At 69.4% G+C, this 26,513-nt stretch carries 18 protein-coding genes; 14 read left to right on the forward strand and 4 right to left on the reverse strand.

The window, feature by feature from the left end; all coding sequences use genetic code 11:
• Nucleotides 1–8: 8 nt before the first annotated feature.
• The 7 genes from AB0G52_RS25985 to AB0G52_RS26015 all read left to right on the forward strand — a co-directional run bounded on the left by AB0G52_RS25985 (nucleotide 9) and on the right by AB0G52_RS26015 (nucleotide 9,585).
• Nucleotides 9–1,247: an extracellular solute-binding protein gene (locus AB0G52_RS25985; protein ID WP_361339058.1), complete on the forward strand. Its 1,239-nt coding sequence runs from the start codon at nucleotides 9–11 to the stop codon at nucleotides 1,245–1,247.
• Nucleotides 1,248–1,254: 7 nt separating this feature from the next.
• On the forward strand, nucleotides 1,255–2,214 hold the full coding sequence (locus tag AB0G52_RS25990) for a sugar ABC transporter permease (RefSeq protein WP_361339061.1): 960 nt from the start codon (nucleotides 1,255–1,257) through the stop codon (nucleotides 2,212–2,214).
• Nucleotides 2,215–2,258: 44 nt separating this feature from the next.
• Nucleotides 2,259–3,020 carry a carbohydrate ABC transporter permease gene (locus AB0G52_RS25995; RefSeq protein WP_132892616.1) on the forward strand — a complete coding sequence of 254 codons (762 nt, stop codon included), beginning with the start codon at nucleotides 2,259–2,261 and terminating at the stop codon, nucleotides 3,018–3,020.
• 39 nt (nucleotides 3,021–3,059) lie between these two features.
• On the forward strand, nucleotides 3,060–4,793 hold the full coding sequence (locus AB0G52_RS26000) for an RICIN domain-containing protein (protein WP_361339064.1): 1,734 nt from the start codon (nucleotides 3,060–3,062) through the stop codon (nucleotides 4,791–4,793).
• 162 nt (nucleotides 4,794–4,955) lie between these two features.
• The gene (locus AB0G52_RS26005) at nucleotides 4,956–5,921 is read left to right on the forward strand and encodes a pirin family protein (protein WP_361339067.1); all 966 of its coding nucleotides are present in this window, start codon (nucleotides 4,956–4,958) and stop codon (nucleotides 5,919–5,921) included.
• Nucleotides 5,922–7,483: 1,562 nt separating this feature from the next.
• Nucleotides 7,484–8,254 (forward strand): thiopeptide-type bacteriocin biosynthesis protein, encoded by a 771-nt coding sequence (locus AB0G52_RS26010; protein WP_361339070.1) that lies wholly within the window; start codon nucleotides 7,484–7,486, stop codon nucleotides 8,252–8,254.
• Nucleotides 8,255–8,733: 479 nt separating this feature from the next.
• A complete protein-coding gene (locus AB0G52_RS26015) occupies nucleotides 8,734–9,585 on the forward strand; it encodes an MBL fold metallo-hydrolase (RefSeq protein ID WP_132892533.1) in 852 nt (283 codons plus the stop codon).
• A gap of 659 nt (nucleotides 9,586–10,244) precedes the next feature.
• On the opposite strand, the gene AB0G52_RS26020 is transcribed toward AB0G52_RS26015, so the two are convergent.
• Together AB0G52_RS26020 and AB0G52_RS26025 are read right to left on the reverse strand one after the other, a co-directional pair.
• On the reverse strand, nucleotides 10,245–11,387 hold the full coding sequence (locus AB0G52_RS26020) for an FAD-binding monooxygenase (protein WP_361339073.1): 1,143 nt from the start codon (nucleotides 11,385–11,387) through the stop codon (nucleotides 10,245–10,247).
• A 492-nt stretch (nucleotides 11,388–11,879) separates the two neighbouring features.
• Nucleotides 11,880–12,599: a hypothetical protein gene (locus AB0G52_RS26025; RefSeq protein ID WP_132892538.1), complete on the reverse strand. Its 720-nt coding sequence runs from the start codon at nucleotides 12,597–12,599 to the stop codon at nucleotides 11,880–11,882.
• A 311-nt stretch (nucleotides 12,600–12,910) separates the two neighbouring features.
• Between AB0G52_RS26025 and AB0G52_RS26030 the strand changes: the two genes are divergently transcribed.
• Together AB0G52_RS26030 and AB0G52_RS26035 are read left to right on the forward strand one after the other, a co-directional pair.
• Nucleotides 12,911–14,407: an FAD-dependent monooxygenase gene (locus tag AB0G52_RS26030; RefSeq protein ID WP_132892540.1), complete on the forward strand. Its 1,497-nt coding sequence runs from the start codon at nucleotides 12,911–12,913 to the stop codon at nucleotides 14,405–14,407.
• Nucleotides 14,408–14,587: 180 nt separating this feature from the next.
• Nucleotides 14,588–15,022: an alpha/beta fold hydrolase gene (locus AB0G52_RS26035; RefSeq protein WP_361339076.1), complete on the forward strand. Its 435-nt coding sequence runs from the start codon at nucleotides 14,588–14,590 to the stop codon at nucleotides 15,020–15,022.
• Here the strand turns inward: AB0G52_RS26035 and AB0G52_RS26040 are convergent.
• The gene (locus AB0G52_RS26040) at nucleotides 14,943–15,578 is read right to left on the reverse strand and encodes a TetR family transcriptional regulator (protein WP_132892543.1); all 636 of its coding nucleotides are present in this window, start codon (nucleotides 15,576–15,578) and stop codon (nucleotides 14,943–14,945) included. The two genes, AB0G52_RS26035 and AB0G52_RS26040, sit on opposite strands and share 80 nt — an antisense overlap.
• Before the next feature lie 1,745 nt (nucleotides 15,579–17,323).
• Here AB0G52_RS26040 and AB0G52_RS26045 point away from each other — a divergent pair.
• From AB0G52_RS26045 to AB0G52_RS26065, 5 genes are all read left to right on the forward strand, one after another.
• On the forward strand, nucleotides 17,324–20,251 hold the full coding sequence (locus AB0G52_RS26045; protein WP_361339079.1) for a BTAD domain-containing putative transcriptional regulator: 2,928 nt from the start codon (nucleotides 17,324–17,326) through the stop codon (nucleotides 20,249–20,251).
• Nucleotides 20,252–20,526: 275 nt separating this feature from the next.
• On the forward strand, nucleotides 20,527–21,363 hold the full coding sequence (locus tag AB0G52_RS26050) for an alpha/beta hydrolase (protein WP_132892549.1): 837 nt from the start codon (nucleotides 20,527–20,529) through the stop codon (nucleotides 21,361–21,363).
• A gap of 703 nt (nucleotides 21,364–22,066) precedes the next feature.
• Nucleotides 22,067–22,807, forward strand: a complete 741-nt coding sequence (locus AB0G52_RS26055; protein ID WP_132892551.1) for a response regulator transcription factor — start codon at nucleotides 22,067–22,069, stop codon at nucleotides 22,805–22,807.
• Nucleotides 22,808–23,128: 321 nt separating this feature from the next.
• Entirely contained in the window at nucleotides 23,129–24,811 is a 1,683-nt protein-coding gene (locus AB0G52_RS26060; protein WP_132892553.1) for a cyclic nucleotide-binding domain-containing thioredoxin-disulfide reductase, read from the forward strand.
• A gap of 13 nt (nucleotides 24,812–24,824) precedes the next feature.
• Nucleotides 24,825–25,001, forward strand: a complete 177-nt coding sequence (locus tag AB0G52_RS26065) for a hypothetical protein (RefSeq protein ID WP_165939522.1) — start codon at nucleotides 24,825–24,827, stop codon at nucleotides 24,999–25,001.
• A 384-nt stretch (nucleotides 25,002–25,385) separates the two neighbouring features.
• Here AB0G52_RS26065 and AB0G52_RS26070 read toward each other — a convergent pair whose 3' ends face one another.
• Nucleotides 25,386–26,498 (reverse strand): PPC domain-containing protein, encoded by a 1,113-nt coding sequence (locus AB0G52_RS26070; protein ID WP_361339084.1) that lies wholly within the window; start codon nucleotides 26,496–26,498, stop codon nucleotides 25,386–25,388.
• Between the last annotated feature and the right edge of the window lie 15 nt (nucleotides 26,499–26,513).

Below are 26,513 nucleotides of genomic sequence, written 5' to 3' on the forward strand. Positions count from 1 at the left end.
GTCACCCCGTGATACCCACCCGCCGTACCCTCCTGGCCGTCACCGTGGCCGCCCTGCTCCCCCTCACCGCCTGCGGTGGCGGTTCCGGCTCCTCGGGATCGTCCGCCTCGGCCGGCGGCACGTACACCTTCTGGGACCCGTACCCGCAGTTCGACGCCTCCTCGGACTGGGGCAAGCGGGTCACCGCGTGCGGCACCGCGGCCGGGGTGAAGCTCAAGCGGACCGCGTACGACACCACCGACCTGGGCAACAAGGCACTCCTGGCGGCGCAGCAGGGCAACGCCCCGGACGTGATGCTGGTCGACAATCCGGTCGTCTCCACCCTGGTGGAGGCCGGGATCCTCACCAAGACCAGTGATCTCGGACTCGACACCGCGTCGATCCAGAAGAACATCATCGGTGCCGGCACCCTCGACGGCGCCTCCTACGGCGTCCCGATCGGCGCCAACACCCTCGCCCTCTACTACAACAAGAAGGTGCTCTCCGCCGCCGGCGTCGACCCGGCCTCGGTCAAGGACTGGGCGTCGCTGACGGCCGCGCTGACGAAGGTCAAGGCGGCCGGGAAGAAGGGGATCACCTTCTCCGCCATCAACACGGAGGAGGGCAGCTTCCAGTTCCTGCCCTGGTTCTGGGGCGCGGGCGGTGACCTGACGAAGCTCGACTCCGCCCAGGGGGTCGCGGCGCTGACGCTGTGGAAGCAGTGGGTGGACGCGGGGTACGCCCCCAAGGACGTGCTGCAGAACACCCAGACCACCAGCTGGCAGGAGTTCGCCACCGGGGACTACGCGTTCAGCGAGAACGGCACCTGGCAGCTCGGCAACGCCGACAAGGCCGGATTCCCGTACGGCGTCGTCAACATCCCCGGCCGGAACGGCGGTTCGGCGCCGGTGCCGACGGGCGGCGAGTTCGTCACCGTGCCCGTGCAGAAGGACACCTCGCGCTACGACGTCAGCAAGAAGATCGTCACCTGCCTCACCAGCCCCACCAACCTGCTGGCCACCGACACCGCGCTCATGTACGTGGCGCCCACCGCCGCCGTGCAGGCCGAACAGTCGCAGACGAACCCGGAGTTGAAGCCGTGGGTGACGGCGGTCGGGGCGGCCAGGGGCCGGACCAGCGGCGGGCTGGGCACCAAGTACCCGACGATCTCGCAGCCGATGTGGACCGCCGTGCAGGCGGCGCTGTCCGGCAGCAAGAGCCCGCAGGACGCCCTGGCCACGGCCCAGTCGAGCGCGCAGAAGGGCTAGGACCGGCATGACCATCGCCCGGGTCGACCGTCCGCGGCGGGCACCGGCCGCCGCGGCGGGGGCCGGTGACACCGGTGCCCGCTCCGTGCGGCGCAGGCGGCGGCTGACCGCACTCGCCTTCGTGACGCCCCTGCTCGCCTACCTCGCCGCCTTCTACGTCTATCCGCTCTACCGCAACCTCGACCTGAGCCTGCGCGACTACACCGTCCGCTCCTTCGTGGCCGGCGACGCACCCTTCTCCGGCTGGGACAACTTCCGTACCGTGCTGGACGACCCGACGTTCGGACCGGCGATGCGGCACACGCTGGTCTTCACCTTCGTGTCGATCGTCTTCCAGTACGTCATCGGCCTCGCGCTCGCGGTCTTCTTCAACCGGCACTTCAGGCTGTCGACCGTGCTGCGGGCACTGTTCCTGATCCCCTGGCTGCTGCCGCTGATCGTGTCGGCGTCGACCTGGTCGTGGATGTTCAACAGCGAGTCAGGAGTGGTCAACTACTTCCTGCACTTCGTCGGGGTCGACCCGGTCGGCTGGCTGACCTCGCCGGACTGGGCGCTGACGGCGGTGATCGTCGCCAACATCTGGATCGGCATCCCCTTCAACCTGGTCATCCTCTACAGCGGGCTGCAGAACGTCCCCGGTGAGCTGTACGAGGCGGCGGCCCTGGACGGGGCGGGCGCCTGGCAGCAGTTCCGCCGGATCACCTTCCCGCTGCTGCGCCCGGTGTCGGCGATCACCCTGCTGCTCGGGCTGGTCTACACCCTCAAGGTGTTCGACCTGATCTGGATCATGACCAAGGGCGGTCCGGGAGACGCCTCCTCGACCCTGGCCACCTGGTCGTACCAGCTGGGCTTCGGCACGCTGCTGCCGAAGTTCGGACCCGGCGCCGCCGTCGGCGACATCCTGATCCTCATCGCGCTCGTCTTCGGACTCCTGTACATCCGCGTCCAGAGGAGGCAGGAAGCGTGAAGTCACGCGGTCACACCCTGATCGGCCTCCTCCTCACCGCGCTGATGCTGTTCCCGGTGTACTGGATGGTCAACGTCTCCCTGACCCCGCAGCAGGACATGCGCAAGGACCCGCCGGACCTGTTCCCGCTGCACCCCACCTTCGAGGGCTACCGGGCCGTGCTCGACGACCAACTCCCCTACCTGGGCACCAGCTTGCTGATCGGCCTCGGCACGGTCGCCCTGACCCTGGTCATCGCCGCCCCGGCCGGCTACTCGCTGGCGAAGCTGCGCCCGCGCGGCGGCGGCGCGCTCGGCCTGGCCCTGCTCATCGCGCAGATGATCCCCGGGATCGTGATGGCGATGGGTTTCTACGGCGTCTTCCTCGACCTCGGCCTGCTCAACTCCTGGTGGGGGCTGATCGTCGCGGACTCCACCATCGCCGTGCCGTTCGGCGTCATGATCTTCACCGCGTTCATGTCGGGCATCCCCGGCGAACTGATCTCGGCCGCCCGGATCGACGGCGCCGGCACCTGGCGCACCTTCCGCTCGGTCGTCCTCCCGCTGAGCCGCAACGCGATCGTCACCGTCTCGCTGTTCGGCTTCCTGTGGGCCTGGTCCGACTTCGTCTTCGCCAACACCTTGGACGGCGGCGGCGGTTGGAAGCCGATCACGCTCGGCATCTACAAGTACATCGGCAACAACAACCAGGAGTGGAACGCGATCATGGCCACCGCCGTGGTCGCGTCCGTCCCCGCGGCCGTCCTCCTGGTCCTCGCCCAGCGCTACGTGGCCGCGGGCGTCACCGCGGGCGCGGTGAAGGACTGATCACCGACCCCCTCGTACTCCGTAAGGGAGACCCCTGTCATGAGCCGCACCTCCCGCAGAGCCGCACTCGGCGCGGTGGCCCTCGCCGCGGCCGCCCTCGGCACCACGGCCCCCGCCCAGGCGGCGCCGACGTCCTCGACCACCCTGGTGGTGAACGCCGACCAGACCCTGCGGCCCGTCACCCATGTGGCGTCGGGCGGCCTGTACGGCCTGGACACCGCGAGCGTCCCGGCCGACAGCCTGGTCGAACCGCTCAGGCCGAACACCTTCGTGCAGATGGCGCCCGGCGGCAGCCAGCTGCCCAACGGCGAGCCGGCCCCCGGCGGCGACGCCCTGACCGTCGCCCCCGAAGCCGCCAGGGCGGGTGCGAAGGTCGTCGTACGCATGCCGGACTGGTATCCGAACTTTCCCTACAGGTGGGTGAGTTGGAGCGACTGGCTGGCCGCCGTGGACAAGCAGGTGGCCTCGGTGAAGTCCTCCGGCGCCACGAACATCGCCGCCTACGAGCTGTGGAACGAGCCGGACTGGACCTGGGACACCTCGGCGGCCGGCAGCTTCGACTCCGGGTGGGCGAGGACCTACCGGGAGGTCCGGGCCAAGGACTCCACCGCCCCGATCCAGGGCCCGAGCTACTCGGCCTGGAACCAGAGCTCGATGACCACCTTCCTCACCGACGCGAAGGCCGCCGGCACGCTCCCCGACATCGTCTCCTGGCACGAGTTGCAGGGCTCGCAGAACATCGCCGCCCATGTCGCCGCCTACCGCGCGCTGGAGACCAGCCTCGGCATCAGCCCCCGCCCGATCGCCGTCGAGGAGTACGGCACCACGAGCGAGGTCGGCGTCCCCGGACCGCTCGCGGGCTACGTGGCCAAGTTCGAGCGGGCGGGAGTCCACGACGCCGAACTGGCCTTCTGGAACCACTACGGCACCCTCGGTGACACCCTCACCGACACCGGCGGCTCGCCGAACGGGTCGTACTGGCTCTACAAGTGGTACGGCGACATGTCCGGGAACATGCTGGTCACCACGCCCCCGGCACAGACGGGCATCGACGGCTTCGCGGCCCGCAACGCCGCGGGCGACCAGATCAGTGTCGTCACCGGTGGCTGCACCGGTGCGTGCGCCGTGACCGTCAACGGGCTGTCGTCCCTGTCGGCCTTCGGCAGCACGGTGCACGTGAAGCTGGAGTACACGCCGTCCAAGGGCCGTACCACCGCGGTCTCCGGGCCGATCACTGTCTCCGACACGGACTACCCGGTCAGCGGCGGCTCGATCACCGTCCCCGTGGCCATGAACGCCTCCGACGGCTACCACCTGACCATCACCCCGACCGGCACCGCCACCACGCTGGCCGGGCGCTACCAGATCACCAACAGGAACAGCGGTCTCGCCCTGGACACCAGCGGCGCGGGCACCGCCCAGGGCACCGCCGTCGTCCAGGCCACGCGCACGAGCGGCACCGACCAGAGCTGGACCCTGGTGGCCGCCGGCAACGGCCTCTACAAGATCCAGCAGCAGGCGAGCGGGCTGCTCCTCGGCATCACGAGCATGAGCACCTCCGCCGGGGGCACGGCCCTGATCTGGGGTGACAACGGCACCGCCGACCACCTCTGGCAGCTGGTCCCCTCCGGGGACGGCTACTACAAGATCGCGAACTACAACAGTGGGCTGCTGCTCGGCGTGAACGGCATGAGCACCTCGACCGGTGCGCAGGTCCTCCAGTGGGACGACAACGGCACCGCGGACCACCTGTGGAAACTCACGACGCGCTGACGCGCACCGCGGCGCACCGCACCGCATCGGTGACGGCGCCGACCGAAGGTGGACAGAGCCGGCGGAGGGCCGGGCAGTGACCGAGGGCCGACCGCCGGACGGGTTCCGTACGACCCGCTGGCGGCTCGGCAACACGGACCCGCGCCCGCTAAGTTTGGCGGCATGAGCAACCTTGACCGCGCTCCCGTGCCGAGCGTGTGCGGCGGCCGCGGATTCGTCGTCGCCGAACCCGTCCGCGAACTGCTGAGCCCCCGCCGCGTGCGGCTCGGGGAGTCCACCGAGGTGCGCCGGCTGCTGCCGAACCTCGGCCGCCGCATGATCGGCGCCTGGGCGTTCGTCGACCACTACGGGCCCGACGACATCGCCGACGAGCCCGGGATGCAGGTGCCGCCGCATCCGCACATCGGGCTGCAGACGGTCAGCTGGCTGCACCAGGGCGAGGTGCTGCACCGCGACTCCACCGGCAGCCTCCAGACGATCCGCCCACGCGAGCTGGGGCTGATGACCTCGGGACGGGCGATCAGCCACTCCGAGGAGAGCCCCCGGTCGCACGCGCGGTACCTGCACGGCGCTCAGCTGTGGGTGGCGCTCCCGGACGCCCACCGGCACACGGACCCGAGGTTCGAGCACCACCCCGACCTGCCCACGGTCACCGCGCCCGGCCTGACCGCCACGGTCATCCTCGGCGCGCTGGACGGGGCGGCGTCCCCCGGCACGACGTTCACCCCGATCGTCGGCGCGGACCTGTCCCTCACCCGGGGCGCGGACCTGCGCCTGCCCCTGGAACCGGACTTCGAGTACGGCGTCCTGGCGATGTCCGGCGAGGTACACGTCGACGGCGTACCGGTGCTCCCCGGTTCCATGCTCTACCTGGGCTGCGGCCGCACCGAACTCCCGCTCCGCGCCGAGTCGGACGCGGCGATCATGCTCCTGGGCGGCGAGCCGTTCGAGGAGGAGCTGATCATGTGGTGGAACTTCGTCGGACGCACCCAGGAGGAGATCGTGCAGGCCCGCGGGGACTGGATGAACGGGACGAGATTCGGCGAGGTGAAGGGTTACGACGGGGCACCCCTGCCCGCCCCCGAACTGCCGCCGGTGCCCCTGAAACCACGGGGTCGAGCACGCTGAGCAGGAACTTCACAGCCTGACGTGAGGCGTGTCGGGCGAGGCGCAACGCACTTCGCCCGGCACGCCCGGAAAGCTGGAGCAAACCTCCGTCACACCACTCGTTCCACTGCCCTCGAAGTGCAGGCTTCGCCAGCCGTAGTCAGCTTTGATCGGACTGATGCTGACCCAACGCTGACTTTACTGACAGAAAGTCAGATTTCATCAGACCTTCAGAGAGGGCTCCACTCTCGCTTCGCCCGCCACACTCACCTCGGCGTTCTCGGACTCGCACCGCGAGTCGCCTCCGGACGGCCCTTCCCGCGGGCAGTGAAAATCACCTCGCCCTGAAGGAACGATGCTGACCGCAGTCCCAGTTATGGGGTCTCCACAAACACAGCGCTTGGCACGCCCGGGCGCCGTAACACTGGGCAGCGCCTCCGAAGCGGTTCAAGCGACTGCGCTCCGAAGCTCGCCTCCAGCGCACAGCTCACGCGCTGGGGACCGTCCCTGCAGGTGCAAGAAGCAGGGTGCATACCCATCCAGGGTGATCGCGAAGTAGGAAGCGTTCCCGCGGGCGCGGGAAACAGCCAGCCACCAGCGCGTTCTGGCGCGCTGACGAGGAACCATCCCTGGAGGCGCTGGGAACAGTCCCTCTCGATGCCCAGGGCGCGTCCCGGGCCCATACACGCGGGGCGGGAAGCAGGTGGCCGGCGTGCGCGCTGCGCAGACGTTCGGTGCCCTGTCGGGCGATGGGACTATCGCCGCGGGCGTACGAAGCAGCACTGAACGGGGATGCCTAGTCGAGCCTTGAGCACCGTCGCCGGTTGCGCGCTACTGCTCGGTGCAGCCAACGGCATCGTCGCGTACTCCTCGGCGATGGGGGCGCAAGTTCACTATGTCGAAGACCCGTTCCCGCTGCGCGCAGTAACGCACTTACGGGTCCGCCTCCTCGGTACTGCGACATGTTCTGCTGGGCGGCCTCGTGCTCGCTGGCGCTACTGGCCGTCGCCGGCTTCCCCGCGTATCTGACCCGCGAGGAGCCCCGCCTCTACGACCGAGGGCAAGCGTGCGACCGTCGGAGCGCCGCTCAAGACGAGCCGCTTCCCACCACCGGCACCATCAATCCCGCGACGGACAGTTACGTGATGACCCTGGAGTGTGATACGGGTAGAGATCTTCACATCCGCTGGCGGAGCGGACATGGAAGGGTATGCGCTCTCATGCGGGGCCGAGGCGGGGGACGTTGATGGTCGAAGCGTCGGGCAGAGCCACCATGGCCGGGGCTCCTGAGACTGCCACAGGCCCAGACGGTTCGCGGCACGCGATCTTCAGGCTCCGGGCGAAGACAGCGGCTCGGAGACGTTGGGCCGTTACCGCTACCAAGCGGAAGTAGCCGCGCGGGACTGCATGGCCATGGTCACGGAAGACGGGATCGACTTCGTCGTCTGTGAAAGTGAAGGAACAGACGGCGGCCGACACCGCGCTGCGAGAGGAACTACAGGCCGCAATCCACGCTGCCAGGCACGCCGAGGAGGAAGTCTCCGCGGCCGCCGACCTTGTGGAGGCACCGCTTCACTGACTGCATGAACGCCGACACCACCTTCACCACACACGTCCTGCCCGTGCTGCAAGATGCGGAGACCTCGGGCACCATCGACGGCTGGTGGTACACCAGAAAGCACCCCTGCTGGCGCCTGCGCCTCCACCTACGACCAGACATCGGGACCACGCTCACCATCGGCAACGGATTCGACCACCTCGTCGCCGATGGGCACCTTCCAAGGTGGTGGCCGGGTGTCTACGAGCCGGAAACCGCAGCGTTCGGAGGTGCGGCCAGCATGACAGCCGCGCACGTCCTGTTCATCGCCGACAGCCGCGAGACACAGCAATTGCGGCAACGCACCGACCTGGCCGTGGGGTCTCGGGAACTGTCCGTCCTCCTCCGCACGATGCGCGCCGCCGGACTGGAGTGGTACGAGCAGGGGGACGTCTGGCACCGCGTCATCACGGACGAACACCGATCGGCCGTCGACGATGTCCCGGCAGACCACCTCGACGCCCGCGCCCAGGAGATCCGGCCCCTGCTCTTCGCCGACAGCGATGCCCTGCTGCGCCCCGGCGGGCCGCTGGAGCCCGTCGCCGAGTGGGCCGCGGCCTTCCGCGCAGCGGGCCAGGAACTCGGCCATGCGGTCCAGTCGGGGACGCTCGACCGAGGGCTGAGGCAGGCTGAGGCAGGTACTCAGCCACCACGTGATCTTCCACTGGAACCGGCTCGGGCTGTCCATGCGGGGACAGAGCATCTTGGCCTGGGCAGCCAGGGCGGCGATCCTCCACAACGAAGCCGATGGCGGTGAATCCGGCTGCCGGCGTCCCGTGTCGGCGATACGGGAATCGTGACCCACATCCGACGCTTGGGTTCCTCGCTGCTGGTCCACTTTTCAGCGGTCGCCGACATTGGCTGACGGGCGGGACAGGACCGACGCGATGCCGAGGTGGTCTCCATGGTCCGCACAGGGACGCTGTCCCCACGCCACGGATTCCGTCTCCTCGTGGTTCGACACGCGGGACGGTCGCGTGTGTTGAGGCAAAAGCGCTGCCCCAACGGCTCGTTCCTGTCTCTGCACAGCCGTTTCCGACCGTGCTGGCAGCAGGATGAGTTGCGGCGGGTTGTGGATGACTCGCAAGGAGGGGAACGCGGTAGCGCCCGTTCCCCTCCACTCCGCGACACAGGGTCATGCGGCCGCCTCGAAGCAGGCGTCTCGCACATGCTCAGCTACACACCCAGGCGAGGTCTGGGTGAGTTCACCCGTTTTCATCAGGTGAGAGGAATTCCATGACGTCCTTGGCCTATGCCGTACACATCAGTCCGCTTCAGCCGTTGGCGCCGACTGCCCTGCCTCCCCGGCCGGACGGCGGCCCGCTGCTGTGGTCTCCGTTGTCCACGACTCTCGTCTACGGTCCACGTGAGGCCGTCCTGGTCGACCCGGGGCTGACAACGGAACAGGGGTCCGCCGTCGCCACATGGGCCGCCGGTTTCAATCGCACGATCACCGGGGTCTACATCACGCATGCGCACGGCGACCACTGGTATGCGATGGCGCCCGTTCGTGAGCAGTTCCCGGACCTGAAGGTGTGGGCCACGGCCGAAACGATCGCGGAGATGGAGCGGACCACCCCCGGCGGTCTGCCGAACCCGTTCTGGGAAGCAGCGTTCCCCGGCCTGATCGGCGACACCCCTGTCATCGCCGAGGCCGTCCCGGAAGGCGGCCTCCAGGTGGACGGGCAGCCGCTCGTTCCCCATGCCGCCGGGCACACCGACACCGAGCACACGACGTTTCTGCACGTGCCGTCCTTGGACCTGGTCGTCAGTGGCGACGTCATCTACAACCAGGTGCACCAATACCTCGCCGAGGCCGGCGCCCACGGCATCGACAGTTGGCTCAGGGCGATCGACGCCGTGGCCGCCGTCAACCCGACCACCATCGTGGCCGGGCACAAGAATCCCGATCGTGATGATCCGGCGTCCATCATTGACGACACCCGCGATTACCTGCGTGCGGCCGCAGATGTTTTCGCCAGTGCCACCAGCCGTGGGGAATACTTCGAAGCGATGAAGCAGAGGTTCCCCGCATGGTTGAACCCGGGCATCGCGTGGCTGACCGCTGTCGGGCGCTGGGCCGAATGAGCCACGTGTGAGGCACCGCTTCGGACCCGCGTAACTACGACTTCCCGGTGTTTGCCCGGGGCCGGGGCCTTCCGGAATGCCCCGAGGGGGTTCAGCCACTCCGTCTCCGTCAGGGGCCCTTGCTCCCGGTCGGCCGACTGGCCCGTTCAGAAGCGTGACGGGTCCGCACTTGGCGCAGACACCTTGAGGTCGTAGGCGTCCGCCTCGACGGGTGCGCGGCGGCCGAGGGGGTGGGCGCGGACGGTGTGGGCGTCGCGGAAGGCTGCGGCACCGCGTCGTCACCACCGCTGCCGCGGCTGCACGCCGCTGTCAGAAGCACGATGCCGACAACGACGACCGCCGCTGTGCCACGAGCCCTTGTCACTGCTACCGCCCCTTGCACTCTCGCCCGGAAACACGCCGACCGCGCCGCCGTTCCCTCATCCCGGGTCAACCAACTCTTGATCTACGACACTTGTCGCGTCGCGGTCTTGCGCCTGGAGGAAACGGGCTTGGTGCTGGACGGTAGGAGTAAAGGTGTGCGCGATGACCTCGTGGGGTTCAGCAACCTGCCGACCGACCAGATCACCACCGAGATCGGCTTCGCCACCGAGCCGTCCAGGCATCGGTGTCCGCGGTCCAGGCGGCGGACGGCTGAGCCGCCGCTCCGCGACGAACGCTCAGGCGACATCGATGGCGGGGCCGTACTCGCGGATGAACTCCTCGTCCGACACACCGTTGGCCCGCGCTGCACGTCGTACGAGGTCAGGCGCAAGCAATGTCGCCGGATGCGCGACCATGAAGCTCACGTCGCGGAAGGCCTCGGCCACCTGGCTGTCGTGAACCGCCGCGGCCATGATGTGCCGCATCGCCCACGCGGTGCGGCGCTGCCGCTCGGTGGCCGGGCGCCCGGTCAGGCCCAGGCGCGCGGCATCCGCTGTCGTCGACGTCTGCCATGCGGCGGCGACCACCACACGTTGCAGCTCGAAGAAGTGCCGGGCAGGGATGTCGAGGTCCGGTTCACCGCACAAGTACTCCGACAGGCACGACGCGTGCAACATCGCGGAACTCATGCCCTGGCCGTAGACCGGGTTGAACGACGCCACAGCCTCCCCGGTCACGACCAGGCGCGTCGGGAAACGATCGAGGGCTGCGAAGTGGCGCCAGCGGTTGTCGGGGTGACGGAAGGGTGCGAGTTCCCCGATCAGCCGGCCCTTTACGGCTTCCTGGTAGACCGGTTGCAGCTCGGCGCACCGAGCCCGGAAGCTTTCGGCGTCCAACGCCTGCGGGTCGTCGCCGTAGGAGGCGAGCATGACGGCCCATCGCTGGTCTTCGACGGCGTTCACTGCGGCCCCGGCGAACCGGCCGGACGCGAATCGCGGACTGTAGCGCGTGATGCCGCTGAGCGGACCGGCCCAGTGGGGTGAGCGCTCGAAATGAGCCGTGACATAGCGAACATCGACGCTGAGCCGCTCCATTCGCGGCCGGGGCCACTCCCCCGCCTCCAGCCAGTCGGCCATACGGCTGCCGCGACCGGTGGCGTCCACGAAGAAGTCGCCGGCTTGGACAACCTCGCCCGCTTCGGTGGAGTACCTCACCGCCACGACGCGTTGACCGTCGAAGACCAGACCCGTGACGCGTCCGGCAACCAGCTCGACGTTCGGCAGGTCCAGGGTGCGTTCGTGTATCAGCCCCTCGAGGAGGGGCCGGGTACAGATGAGGAAGTCCACGTTGGGGGTGGTGACCTGCTGGACCCCGTCCACGTACGACGCGCTCCGGTCCGGACCCGGCAGTACCGCTCCCCGGGCCTCGGCCTGGCGCACGGCTCCGGGGTACCACCGCTCCAACTGCCGGAGGCCTCCGGGGCTCAGGGTGTGGACCTGGGACCCCTGAGGTACGCCGGGGCGTGGGGTACTGCTGATGTCCCCCTTTCCCGCTTCGGGGTCGATCACGACGACACGCTCCGCGTGGTCGGAGAGGACCCTGGCGGCGAACAGTCCCCCGATTCCCGCGCCCAGGACATACACGGTGCCGCACAGGGCGGGGGTCTCGGCGGGCGCTCGGGAAACACTGAGTCGCTGGAACACGGCAATGGGTGAGGCTGGCACGCGCTTCTCCAGGTCGTTTCGGGGCTCCGCGACGGGATACGTATCACGAGAGTCACATGTGATATCGAGACATGTATCACATATGTTGATCCGGCACGACGGCGGCAACCTGGGTCCCGGCCACGTTCGGTGAGTCCGACCGGAGCCGCGACGGGGCAGTCAGCGCGGCTTGGTGAGAAGCGTTGTCAGGTTGCCCCGGGCCGGTGCTCACTCGAAGCGGTAGTCGGACAGGTCGACGGAGACGATCAGCGGTTCCGGCGCCGGGGTGTTGTCCGGCTGACGGGGGTAGATGCGCAGCTTGGACGGCAGCGTGATCCCCTGGACCTGCACCGGGTCGATGAGGTAGCGGGCCGCGGGATTGCTGCCCTGGATGTCCACCTCGTAGTCGTGCCGGACGAGAAGTCCGCTCTCGTTGAAGTAGTACGTCTGGACCTCGCTGTGCGTCGCGATGGTGTCCGGGAAGACGACCCGCAGACGCCGCCACTCCTCACCGTTCTCCTGCCACGGTTCGATCTCCTCGGCCGTCACGCCCGGCTGCTTGAGGATGAAGGGTGACGTGAGGTAGGTCCACATCGTGTACCCGCTGAAGTACGCGACCTGCGCGTCACTCCAGGGCGTCTCCATCTCGTAGCCCGCGAACGACTTGCGGGGCTCGTTCAGTTCCTCGACCGCCTCGCCGTCCGGGGTCTCGATCGTGACCCGGTCCGGAGTGAAGACGGAGTGGTTCGGGGTCGGCGCGAACGGCCAGTGGGACACCCGCTCGCGTGTGAGGTCGACCCGCACGTGGCAGTCCTCCAGGACCGTGGGCTTGCCCTTGAGGCCCCACAGGACACCGCCCTGATGCAGCTTGGCAGTCAGCGAGGAGAAGCGGCTGAACTGCTCCAGCCCTCCATGTGCCTTGATCGCCAGTTCGACGAGATCACTCATGCTCGCACTCCTTCATGGTTCTTGTTGCTCGGCAGGGAGCGGTTCGGCACACGTGGTCCGACGCATGCGCCGTCGCCCGGCCTTTCACCCCACTGTGCGGGCGCCCGACGTCGTCGGCATCGGCCACATGACCTAGTCGATGTGTGCGGGCGGCCGGATCCGCACCGGGTCGCCGAGGCGGCCCGGCTCGTGCGCAGGGTAGCCGCTCCGCCTAAATGACCAGCTGGTCATTACGGAACGGGAGTCGTAACATCCTAATGACCGGCTGGCCATTAGGACCGGACGGCGCATCTAGCGGGAGATGAGACGGCATGTCCGAAGACAGGAAGCCCACGCGTCACCCGGTGGTCATCGTCGGCGGCGGCCCCGTCGGCCTGTGGACCGCTCACGAACTTGCCCTCGCGGGCGTACGCCCCCTCGTCCTGGAGCAGGACGAACACCGCAGCCCGCATTCCAAGGCCCTGGGCGTGCATCCCCGCACAATCGAAGTACTCGCCATGCGCGGACGTCACGAGGAGATCCTGGCAGGCGGCCGGCCTGTGCCGAACTGGCATTTCGGCATGCTGGACAACCGTCTGGACTTCCGGGCGCTGCCCACACCCTTCCCGTTCATGCTGGCCTTCCCCCAGTCGGCCACCGAGGAACTGCTGGAGCGGTACGCGGTCGAGTTGGGCGCGGAGGTCCGGCGGGGTCACGAGGTGGTCTCCCTGACACAGGACGACGCGGCCGTCACGCTCCAGGTCCGGGGCCCCGCAGGCACCTACGAGGTGACCGCTCAGTACGCCGTCGGCGCCGACGGCACCCGCAGCACCGTGCGACGGCAAGCGGGCGTCGCCTTCCCCGGGACCGAGACCTCTGCATACGGATACCTCGGCGAGGTCGTGCTGGACAGTCCGCCGCCGGCCGGGTTCCAGGCCCTGAACGAGGCCGGTCGCCTCCTGGTGGTACCACTCCCGCACGGCAGGTACCGCGTCACCGGGTATGACCCGCTCAACCAGCACCGCGAGCCGCTCACGCTGGACGAACTCCGGGACGCCGCACGGCGCATCGCCGGCACCGACTTCGGCATGCGCGCCCCGTCCTGGCTGACCCGCTTCGGCAACGCGACGCGCCTGGCAGCGTCCTACCGCGCCGGCCGTGTACTACTGGCCGGGGACGCCGCGCACAGCCACTTCCCCGCGGGCGGGGTCGGTCTCAACGTCGGGCTCCAGGACGCCATGAACCTCGGCTGGAAACTGGCCGCCGTCGCCCAAGGCAGGGCCGGCTCGGAGTTGCTCGACACCTATCACTCGGAACGGCACACGGTGGGCGAGGAACTCGCGGAGCACACGCTGGCGCAGAGCGCGCTGATCACAGGTCTCACCCCGGACGTGACCGCACTGCGGTCCCTGCTGAGCAACGCGATCGCCGACGAGCCGCACTTCTCCAGGATGCTGGCCGGCAAGCTCTCGGGACTCGACACGGCCTACCCGCCGACTGAGGCGGACGCCCACCCCCTCACCGGCGTCCGGGCCTACGACCCCGAAGGCCAGGGCGTCCTCCCGCTGCTGCGCGACGGACGTCCGGTGCTGCTGACCATGGGTGACACCCCGGTCTCCGGCGAGGTGGCCGAACGGGCGGCGACGGCCGGCGTCGCGGTCCACCACAGCCGGCTGTCCGCCACGGGCGGGGACCACTGGACCGGCGTGACCGCGGCACTGCTGCGACCTGACGGGCACGTGTGGTGGGCGACCGAACAGCCCGCAGCCACGGCCGACTTCACCAGTGAGGCGGTCAAGGCCCTGGACACCGTGCCCGCCCGGTTCTGAGCGCCAGGGCGTGCGGACGTGTGCGCTGACGTTCGTCCGGCTTCCTCGATCGAGGCGAGCCGCACGCGTCACTTGCGCCGGCTCGTCGGCCTGTTCCTGGCCGGCGGCGTCCACTGGGGAGGCCCTGGGGTGCGCCGGAGTACCTACGCATGCTCGCGCCGGAACACTGGGCTGGCCCTGGTGCACCACCTCGCCCCAGTCGGATCCGGCGCCAGGGACCCGCTGCCGGACGGCGACTACACGGTGAACCCCTACGCGCGCTTCACCGAAGCCGTACGCGACGACGTCGGCGCACCGACTGCGTATGTCCTCGGCCACTCGCACGGCGGCTTCATCACCCTGAACATCACCATCGAACACCGCGACCGCCTCGACGGGCTGGTCCTGTACGACACCGCTCCCGTCTTCGGGGCGGAACCCAGAGAGACGGCCACCTCGAAGATGGCGGCCTTCGACCAGCGCCGGCCGGTCCGGCCGGAGGCGGTCGAGGCGGCCCACGGGTCTTGCTGCGGTCAGAGTGGACGCCCCGCGGCCGCTACCGTCCCCGGCCCCGCTCGGCGGGCGGGGTCTCGGTTCCGGAATTCCCGTGGAGCAGGGCTTCGAGCGAAGTGGTGAGGTCCGCGGTCAGGTTTTCCGCGCTCATCTCCGCCAGGGCTCCGGCTCGTACGACGTACCGGCTGAACGTGACGCCGACGAGCAACGCGGCGACAAACGGAAGCCGGTGCCGCAGGTCGTACTCGTCCAGGAGCCGGCGGTACACCTCGTCCGTACGCTCCTGCATCGCCACGTACAGGGCGGCGGCGCTGCCGGTGTCGTCGGCGGCACTGCGCAGCAGCGCAACGAACGTGTCGTTGCCGTCGGTGCTCTCCATGCGACGTACGTAGCCGCGGGCGATACGAGCGGCGAGTGGCTCTCGGGTGTCCTCGGCCAGGGCGTCGACGTCCCGGGTGCCCGGGACAGCCGCCAGGAACAGGCTCTCCTTGCTGCCGAAGTGACGCAGCACCGATCCATGGGTGACACCGGCGCGCCGGGCGATGTCCCGCAGCGTGGCCCGGTGGTATCCGCGCTCGGCGAAGGCCTGTGAGGCGGCCTCCAGAATGGCTCGGCGGTGCAGTTCCGGGTTGCGTGTGCGGCGGGGCGGCGCGGGCGGGTCGGTGTCGGGTGCGGCCATGGGCGGAGCCTACAGTCGTGGGTCGTTTCCGTCGCCGTCGCCGACCGCCTCCCAGGCCGGTTGAGCGCAGCTGCGTGAGGGTCCCCAGGCGGACGACCGGTGCGCTGCCGGGTGGCAAGATGCGCGAGTGCACCCGCCCGCGTTCGAAGTCCTCCAGGTGGAGGACCCTGGTACCGCGCTGCCCCCGCCAGGAGGTGAGGTACACGTGGGGGCGGACCTCCGCCACCGTGGTGGTCACGGTTTCGGTGTGCCCGTCGGGCAGTATGCCCCCTCCTTCGACGACGGTGAGCGCCATCGTCGAATCGGTGACACAGTGCATCTCGAAGGTGAGGATGCCGAGGTCCACGAAGTAGCGGTGGCCGTTCTGCCGGTATGACATGTCGCGCCCTTCGGCTGCGTTCGCTTCGTTACGGCCAACGCTCCCGCCTCTTTGCCGCGTGGGCATCGGTAATCGGTATCGATCAGGTTCTGTGGGGAACGGCGCGCGCGAGGCCGGGGAAGCGATCGACCGGCACCCGGAACCCTTCGAGATGCCGGGGGCGAAGACCGTGGACACCATGCGCCTGATACGTGCGCGGTCCGGCGGGGCCGTGTTGAGGGTGAGCCCATGAACCCGGCCAGACGGCCCCGGCCTCCGCGGGGTTGGCTCCAGCTGCCGGTATACCCAAAGCCGGCGAGAGAATATTGTCGCATTTATCCCATTCGGGCCGAAGCGGCAAGAGGGGCCGGTTTGACAGAATGAAAATGACCGACCATATTGAACTTGTCGCCACACGCATGGCGTTCATCAACGGGGCTCGGTGGTGCCGTGATCAAGAGGCCCAGCCGAGCCCACCTGCACGGATCCGGCCGCCCGGGAACCCAGCGGATGGTCGGAGCTGTGGACATGTCCCCGAAGCCGTCGGTACCCGGCCAGTCGGCGGCGGGTCTCCCTCGTCACGATGCGGAGAGCTCTATGACCGAGTACATCCCGGCTGATCCGGTCGAACCGCCCGAGGCGGACACCTCGCTCCGCAGACCGTCCCGCGTCCTGCACCGCGGACCGTCTCACGCCCCGCGGAGAAGCGGCGGGCCGTCTTTCGCGTTGCGGAGAGGTCCAGGGTCTTCTCCGGCCGTCCGCGACGAGCCGCTTCGCGCAGGACAGCGCCGCCGACGGCAACACCTTGACCATCGGCCTGGCCTCCGTCAGCGCCGACCTGCAGCGGGACCTCGGAGCGAAACGCCATGTGGATCCGCCGGCCCGGTCACGGCCGGCCTCGTGGCCAGGTTATGCGCCTTCCGTCACCCGGGCCTTCTCGCCTGCCGGTACCCGTGCAGGGGCGAAGTGGCCGCCGCCACCGGACCCGACGCGCGGTCCTCCGGCTGACGTCGATGCCCCCCCCCGTCGGATGTTCCTGAGGTCCGCACCGATATTCGCGCCGACCACGGTCCGGGAGCAGTCGGCCGTAGGGAACCCGGGATACGCGCCTCGTCGCGGCGGGCAGAGCGTCCTGTCGCGAGCAAGCGCGCACGCGTCGGAACCGGCTCGGCCGCCGCCGACGGCCGGCGGAGGCTGGCGTCAGCGCGACGGCTCACCGGTCGGGCAACCTCCTGGACGGCCACGTACACGGGCGGGGATGTCCGCCGTCCGTACGGCCTGTATGAGCAGCACATCGAAGACACGAACCGACCGTGACTGGACGGCGCCGCTTACCGGTGCGTGACGCGGTAGCCGGCGCGGGATCGGCGGCAGGGAGAGATGCACGATGACAGGGATATCGCGAGAGTCGGGTGGCGGCGCCATCCAGTTCTCGGTCCTGGGACCGGTGCGGGTCTGGCGGGGCGGCAGCGAGCTGCTGCTCGGTCCGAAGCAGCAGCGGCTCATCCTCGCCGTGCTCCTGGCGCGTGCCGGGCGGCCTGTGTCGATGCACGAGTTCATCGAGCTGCTGTGGGACGGTGATCCGCCGTCGAGTGCGACCAACGCGGTGCACCGGTACGTCGGAGCACTACGCCGGCTCCTGGAACCGGACCTGCCCGCAAGGTCGCCCGGGCGGTGGCTTGCCCGGCAGGCGGGTGGATACCTGCTGCGCGTCGATGCTGACCGCCTCGACCTGCTGAACTTTCGCGCCTTGGTCGATCAGGCGCGGCAGGCGGACGCAGCGGGCGACCCGGCAGGCTCCGTGGGACTCTTCACCACCGCTTTGGGCCTCTGGCAGGGGCGGTGCGCGGCAGATCTGGAACCGGTCAGCGGCAGCCACCCCGCCTTCCTCATGCTGGAGCACGAATACGTGTCGGTGGTGTGCGAGGCAGCGGACACGGCGCTGCGCTGCCGTCGTGCCGAGGCGGTGTTGTTGCCGTTGCGTCAGGCCGCTGAGCGCAATCCGTTGGACGAGGCGCTGCTGGCGCGCCTGCTGCTGGTGCTCGCTTCGGACGGCAAGCAGGCCGAGGCCCTGGCGATGTACGAGGAGATCCGGCTGCGATTGCAGGAGGAACTGAGTGTGGACCCCGGCGCGGAGCTGCGGGCCGCCCACGAGAGGATTCTGCGGCAGCGCGTCGACACCGTCACACCCGCTGAGGCAGAGAGGGACGGGGGTGCCGGCGCCTACGGCCCACCGGTTCCAGCCGGTTCCGGACCGTTCGCCGCGCCTTCGGTGAGAACGGCGCGGCCGGCCCAGCTGCCTCCCGGCCTGCCGGGATTCACGGGACGTGAGGACGCGCTCGCGCAGGCCCGAGCCCTTGCCGCGCGGGGTGGGGATGCTTTGCGTGTGTTGGCCGTCGACGGCATTCCCGGCATCGGAAAGACTGCCCTGGCCGTGCACTTCGCCCACCAGGTCGCCTCCGACTTCCCCGACGGACAGCTCTACGCCGACCTGCGCGGTTTCGCCGCCGACGGCAAGCCCACCGACCCCGCCGACATCCTCCAGGGCTTCCTCGACGCCTTGGGCGTCGCCCCCCAGCACGTCCCCGCCCCGCCCGACACCCGCTCCGCTCTTTATCGCAGCGTCCTGGCCGACCGCCGCGTCCTCGTCGTCCTCGACAACGCACGTGACCTCGCCCAGATCAGACCCTTGCTGCCCGGGACCGGCAACTGCATGGTCATCGTCACCAGCCGCAGCCGCCTGACCGCGCTGGCCGCCGCCCACGGCGCACACCTGCTCACACTCGACGTCCTCTCCCCCACCGAAGCGACCACCGCCTTCCTCGAACGCGTCCGCACCAGCCGCCCGCACGCCGGCGCCCACGAGATCCGCCCCCTCGTCGAACGCTGCGGCCGCCTCCCCCTCGCCGTCGCCACCGTGGCGGCCCGAGCCGCCGCCTACCCCGAACGCACCCTCCACGACATCGACCTCGAACTGTCCGCCACCGCGCACAACCTCGACGGCTTCAGCGACGACAACCTCGACAACGACGTGCGAGGCGTCTTCTCCTGGTCCTACCGAGCCCTCGGCTCCCAGGCCGCACGCCTCTTCCGCCTCCTCCCCCTGCACCCCGGCCCCGACGTCACCATCGCCGCCCTCGCCAGCATGGCCGGCATCAGCCCACCCGAAGCGGCCCAGGCCGTGGGCGAACTCGTACGGGCCAGGCTGCTGACCGTGCGCGGGCGCCACCGTTACTGGGCCCACGACTTGATCCTCGCGTACGCCGCCGAACTGGCCGTCCAGTACGAGACGGACCGGCCGACCGTCCGGTCCCGTATGTACGACCACTATCGTCAGACCGCCCACGCCGCGAACCTCCTGCTGCGGCCCGGACCTCAACCGGCCGCTCCCGCGTCGCCCCTGCCGTCCGTGACACCGGAGCCGCTGCCGGACGCCGCCGCGGCGGCAGCCTGGTACACGCGGGAGCGTGCGGTGCTGCGTTCGGTGGTGGAAACCACAGCTGCGCACGGCGACAGCCGGATGGCCTGGGAACTGGCAGTGACCCTGCAGGTGTGCCAGCAGCGCATGGGATGGTGGTACGACCGGGCCGCCACCATGCGGGCCGCCCTGCGAGCGGCGCGCAAGGCAGAGGACCCGGTGGGCATGGCGCGGACCCACCACGGCCTGGCCGGCGCGCTGCACCACCTCGGTGACCTACCCGGAGCGCTGGGCCATCCGGAACACGCACGTCATTACGTCGGACAGCTGCACTCCACCGCCGACCTGGCACACATCCTGTGGAACACCGGCCTCGTGTATCACACCCAGGGAGACCACCTTCGTGCCCTGCGCCATCTGGAAGCGTCCTTGGATCTTGTGAGCGGGCCCGAGCCGGGCCGGCTCAAGGCCACCATTCTGTCCGGGGCCGGAATGGCTCGCATGCAACTCGGTGATCCAGAGGTGGCCCTGCGGCTCCTGCGCACCTCTGCCTCGATGTTCCGCGACTTGCACGACCTCAACGGTGAGGGACTGGCCCTGACAGTGATCGGACAGGTGTTCCGCCGGCGACGCGACTACGCCCAGTCGGCCTCGTACTACGAACGGGGCATCGAAATGATGCGGCTGGCGGGCAGCCGGGGCAACGTGGCGGAGGAACTGACGGCACTCCGCGACGTACGGCTGGATTCCCGGGACGTGGCGGGCGCACAGCGGGCTTGGACCGAAGCCCTCAGAACCCTTGACGATCCGGACCTGCCGCCTGCCGTCCAGGCCAGAGAGAAACTGGCCGAGTCGGACACGGCGAAGCAGGAGCGCCGAACAGCATCGGTCATTTGACTGCACGACAGGTTCCAGGGCCGTGGCAGGGCTCGCCGCCCTGATGCCGGGAACGCGTTGACGGACCCGGGTCGGTCCTCGTCATCGGGAAACACCCATAGAACCGCGAGGATCGGACCATGTGTGCCGGCCTGCCGCGCAGGTTGCGTTGTGGGTCGGGGTTCAAGAGATAAGTCGTTAGACAGATTCGGTCGTGCTCGCTGTCGAGAGACGCTGGGTCCGTCGCCCGGCGGTGCGGATCCGCCGCACCGCCCCACACCTGAAAGGCCACCACCATGCCGTACATCACCGTGGGCCAGGAGAACACCACCGACATCGAGCTGTACTACGAGGACCACGGCACAGGCCGACCCGTCGTCCTCATCCACGGCTACCCCCTCGACGGCCACTCCTGGGAGAAGCAGACCACCGCCCTCCTCGCCGCCGGGTACCGCGTCATCACCTACGACCGCCGCGGCTTCGGCCAGTCCAGCCAGCCCACCACCGGCTACGACTACGACACCTTCGCCGCCGACCTCAACACCCTCGTCGAGACACTCGACCTCCACGGCGCCACCCTCGTCGGTTTCTCCATGGGCACCGGCGAAGTCGCCCGCTACCTCTCCACCTACGGCTCCTCCCGCATCGCCAAGGCCGCCTTCCTCGCCTCCCTGGAGCCCTTCCTCCTCAAGACCGACGACAACCCCACCGGCGCCAACGACCAGGCCTTCTTCCAGGGCGTCTCCGACACCGCCAAGAACGACCGCTACGCCTACTTCACCACCTTCTACAACGACTTCTACAACCTCGACGAAAACCTCGGCACCCGCATCAGCGAAGAGGCCGTCCGCAACAGCTGGAACGTCGCCGCCGGTGGCGGCGCCCACGCCGCCTGGGCCGCCCCGCTGACCTGGCCCACCGACTTCCGCAACGACATCCCCAAGATCGACGTCCCCGCGCTCATCCTCCACGGCACCGCCGACAACATCCTCCCCATCGACTCCACCGGCCGCCCCTTCCACAAGGCCCTCCCCCACGCCGACTACATCGAGATCGACGGCGCCCCCCACGGCCTGCTCTGGACCCACGCCGAGGAAGTCAACAACGCCCTCCTCACCTTCCTCGCCAAGTAGTAACTGCCCATGTCACGGTGGCCCACTCCGCGACCCAGCGGTGCGGGCCACCAAGGCACACCATCGAGTACCACTCGGAGCAGTGCGCCCGTGAACCCCCTGGCGCGAGGATCTCGCGCGGTCACGTCCGGAGCCGACGGGGACGGTCACCGGAACCACGGCCTGATCTGTCGCCGACCACGTCGAATGACAGATGTCAGGGGTGCAGCACCTGTCTCATTTGGAATGGTCTGGCTGCCCGGGCCTTCGATCTGCCTGGTCGTGCGGCCCGTTGGCGGTCCGGCGGCCTCCGTGCCGGGCGGGAAGGCCATCGAACGAACCGGAGATGCGGCATGAAGCCGGAGGCCCACCTCTACGGCACACGCCCCCTCGACCCGGCGGAGAAGGCGGGGCTGATCCGCGGTGACCGCACCTGCGCTTCACTCGCCGTTCTCCCAGGCTCTGGCGTATTCCACCCCTGGCCGCGCGACGGCGGGCCCACACGCCTGGACGAACCTCGGTCCGGCGCGGTGGGCGACGTCGCCGAGTGGCGGAGCGCATGGCGCCCGGGGCACCGCCCTGACCGGTCAGGGACGGCGCATCGTCCGGACGGCCGCGCGTGGAATGTCGCCTCACAAGATCGCGGACCGGCGGTCCATCTCGCGCCGGGCATCAGCTCCCGACGAACACTCGACAGCGCATCGCAGGAACTCGGTGATCACACATGACACGAAGTGCCGTCAAGGCACCGGTGCCGGAGCGTCCGGGGCCGGTCGGCCGGTTCCGTCTGGCGTCCGTGCCGGACGAGCCGGCGATGAGAGCCGTGGGCAGAGGTGAGGACCGGGACGCCCTCCCGGTGACGCTCACCGTGACGGCGAGCGACGTGCTCACGGAGGAGGGCGCGCAGGCCTATCTCCGCGGAGCTTCGGGGGTGCGCGTGGTGCCCTGGGAGGATCGGCACGGTGCCGACGTGGCGCTGGTGCTGGCACAGAAGCTCACCCCGTCGACGCTCAAACGTGTCGACGAGGTCGCCGGGCCTGACCGGGGACGGGGACTGCCGGTGCTGCTGGTGGTGGACTCGATCAGTGAGCGGCATCTGTTGTACGCGGTCGACCGGGGAGTCGTGGGTGTGCTGCTGCGCGGGGAGGTCGGTTACGCCGACATCGTGCGGGCGAGCCGCAGGGCTCTGCAAGGGGAGTCGCCGCTGCCGCCCACCTTGGTGCGCGCGCTGGTCGAGCGCCTGCGCTCACTGCCGGGGCACCAACCGGGTTCGTCCGACCTGTCCACCCGGGAGGTGGACGTCCTGCGGCTGCTGGCCGAGGGATTGAGCACCGCGGAGGTGGCGGGGCGCCTCAACTACTCGGAACGCACGATCAAGAACGTCCTGCACGACGTCATCACCCGGCTGGGCCTGCGCAACCGGACGCAGGCGGTGGCCTACGCCATCCGCAACGGTGCGTTGTGAGAGCGGCATTGCGAGCCGCCGGCCGTCGTGGCGTGTTGTCGAGCGCAGCGCGCCCCCGTCGAGGCCGAGAACATTCTCGCCGGACGACGCGCTGGTAGGACGTGATGCCTCCGGTATCGGCTAGGCGGCGCCGCTGGAGAGACCGCGCGACGCTCGTCGGATCCGCACCCCACTGCCCAGCGGCACCACCCGAACATGCCCCCGGACATGTGGAGCCTTTCGTGCACGAAAACTGTCCTCATGTGCACATGTGCGCCGCCGGAGCCCTACCGACAGGGCGATCAGTGGCCCGGAGGTGTGAGCCGGTGGCATTCTTCGGGCATGGCAACCTCATTCCCCGAGATCGGTGATCGTCCCGACGATCTCGCCACCGCCGCCGAAGTGCGGCTGGACGACGGTCAGCTCGCCCGCGCCGCTCGTTACGCAAGCCGCGAGGAGGTCCGGGCAGGAGACGTCCTCTACCAGGTCGAGGACGATTCGGTCGACCTCTTCCTGTGCGAGACAGCGACGCTGGAGGCGATCATCCCGTCCTCCGAAGGCGGCGACGGGCACCTCTTCATGACGCACGGCCCCGGCCAGTTCGCGGGTGAACTCAACCTGCTCACCGGGCAGCGGCGGGGGCTGACCGTACGCGTCGCGGCCGGTGGCACGCTCCACCGGGTAGAACCGGCCGCCTTCCGCCGGCTGATGGCCCAGGAGACCGAGCTCTCCGATCTGCTCCTGCGCGCGATCCTCGCCCGGCGCCGGCTGCTGCGCCAGGCGACGGAGCAGACGCTGCGGATCGTCGGCGACTCCGGCTCGGCGGCGGGCCTGGCCATGCGCACCTTCCTGGACCGTCAGGGGGTGCCGCACCGGTGGCTCGACAGCGGTTCCCCGCAGGGCGCGGACGCGATGCGTTCGTCCGGTCTCACCGAGGAGGACCTGCCCGCGGCACTGTCGTCGTCCGTGGCGACGCCGCGTGTGACGCCGGGCGTGCTGAGCCAGCAGCTCAACCTCGCCTACCGCCGTACCGGACGCGGCTCGGCCGACCTCACCGTCGTGGGCGCCGGTCCGGCGGGACTGGCGGCCGCGGTGTACGGCGCCTCGGAGGGCCTGGAGACGGTGCTGCTGGACGGGGTGGCCGTCGGCGGGCAGGCCGCCACGAGCGCGCGCATCGAGAACTACCTCGGCTTCCCCTTCGGGCTCAGCGGAGCTGATCTGACCGCGCGGGCCGCCATACAGGCGCTGAAGTTCGGTGTGCACCTCGCCAGTCCGTGCGGTGTCGTCGGGCTGAGTACCGAGGGCCGTGACCACGTCGTGATCCTGATGGACGGAACCCGCGTCGAGACGCGTGCGGTGATCGTCGCCACCGGAGCGGAATACCGGGCGCTCCCCCTCGACGGTTGGACCGAGCTGACCGGGTGCGGCATCTACTACGCGGCCACCGACCTGGAGGCCCAGGCGGTGGCCGGCCGGCCGGTCGCGGTGGTGGGCGGCGCCAACTCCGCCGGGCAGGCCGCCTTGCATTTGGCCCGGTACGCCTCAGAGGTCACCCTGGTGCTACGGGGACCCGATCTCGGCGCTCGCATGTCCGCGTACCTCGTGGAACGCATCCTGAACGATCCGCGGATCACCGTGCTCACGGGCACCGAGGTGACGGAGCTGCACGGCAGGCCGCATCTGGAAGGTGTGTCCCTGACCACCCGGGCCGAGGGCACCGGGGCACGCCGTGTCGACTGCGCGGGCCTGTTCTGCTTCATCGGGGCCCGGCCGGCGACAACATGGCTCGGCGGGGTGGTCCTGGATCCGGACGGGTTCGTGCCGACGGACCGGCAGTTGTCGTCGGCGGACCTCGGACCGCGCTGGAAGGAACTGGGGCGCGAGCCGCTGCCGTACGAGACCAGCGTGCCCGGTGTGTTCGCCGCCGGTGACGTGCGTCTGGCCTCGATGAAGCGCGTCGCCGCCGCCGTGGGCGACGGCGCCAGCGCCGTCCGTTCGGTCCACCAGTACCTCGCGACGGTCTGAGACGTGAACGCTCATGAGCAGGCAACTGCGCGCTGACGACATCGTGCACGTCGGCGACTACGTCCATCTGGTGTCGGGCAGCAACACCAACTGGTTGATCGTGGAAGACGGTGCCGACGCCACACTGGTGGACAGCGGATATCCGAACGACCACGCCTGCTGCGGGCCTCGCTGGACGCGCTGGGTCTGAAGCCGCAAGCCGTGCGCGCGATCCTGGTGACGCATGCCCGCAACGACCCCATCGGTGTTGCGGAGCGCATGCGGCTCGCGTACGGCACACCGGTCCTGATGCACGAGGAGGAGGTCGCCCAGCTTTTGGGCATAGACGACCAGAGCGGCGCGGTACCGGCTCACCAGGGTCTGGACGTGGAGGTGGTGCCCTTGCTGCGGCGGCGTCCCGTGGGGCGCGGTTGTCGTCATGGTCGTCACGCAATGCCGCCGTGGCATGGGTCGTTCGGTGGGGGGCGGGCGTCGAGCGGGTGCGCACCTCACCACACGTATCGTGACGAGAGATTCGCCCCGCTCTCAGCGGGACAGCGCGTAGGCGGCGCGGACCGCGGTGTTCTCCACCCCGTCAACCCATCCACGTCGGTAAAGGCATCGGTTCCGAAGCGCTGCGGAACGTCGTCGTCGGCGTGCCGTCGATGCCGTCGATGCCGTCGGGACCCATACCGAGGAACATGCTGTCGTTGTCCATGAGCGTGGACGTCCCGTCGGTGGCCGTGTGCCAGTTGCCCAGCGCATGGCCGATCTCGTGCGAGACCAGGTTGGAGACGACCGTGCTGATGAACGTGATCCTGTCGCTGGACGGCTTCATGTAGTGGTTCAGTGAGACGGTGTCGTCCGCCGGTCCGTTGAGCAGGTCCAGCAGCACGATCGACGTGTCCGAGGTGTCGAAGTTGCCCGGGTCGATGGAACTGGTGACGCCCAGCGTGGGCAGGCCCGTCTCCTCGATGGTCCCGCCGATGACGACACGGTCGACGTTCTTCGCGTCGCCGGGGTCGGCGCCGTGCTCACTGCTGAGCACGCGAACGCCGAACCGCTTGTTGATGCCGCTGCCCGCCAGATCGGTCTGGAGTCGTCGGCGCACGTCGGCGGTGATCGCGTCGGCCAGGGGCTTCTCCGCACTGGCCGGCAGGAGCCGCGGGTGTCGCCGGTGACCGCGATGCAGTACCACCCGTCCTCGGCCGCCACGTCGTCGAGGGAGACCTTGCCCGAGGGAAGAGGGCTGGACGCGGGGTGGTTGTGGGTGACGTCGCCGGTGGAGCCCTCGTCCTCGGTCCCGTCCGGCCTGTAGATCGCGACCTTGTCCGGGGTGCCGTCCACCGCCGCGCCGACGACGTCTCCGGGCCCGCAGGTGGACGGCCTGGTACCGCGTGTGGGGGACGGCCGCGCTCAGGCTGAGCGTGTACGTACCCTCGCTCGTGACGCCATTACCGCTGCCGGAGTCGGACGGGTCGTGCGGCCGCGTGCCCGAGCCCGCGACCATCAGGTAGTACGTGCCCGTCCTGGTGACCTTGCTGATGAAGGTCGGGGCGAGGGTACCCGCGGAATCGTCGGCCCCGGCGAGGACCTGTCCGGCGGCGTAGTACAGGGTGAGCGCGGCGTCCACGGAGTCCGTGGTGATCTTCGCCGTGATCGTCTGACCGGCACGCGCGGAGGCGCGACCGAGATCAATGGACAGCATACCCAAGACGGCGGC

This window comes from Streptomyces sp. NPDC021562, from assembly GCF_040640875.1.
GTDB lineage: Bacteria > Actinomycetota > Actinomycetes > Streptomycetales > Streptomycetaceae > Streptomyces.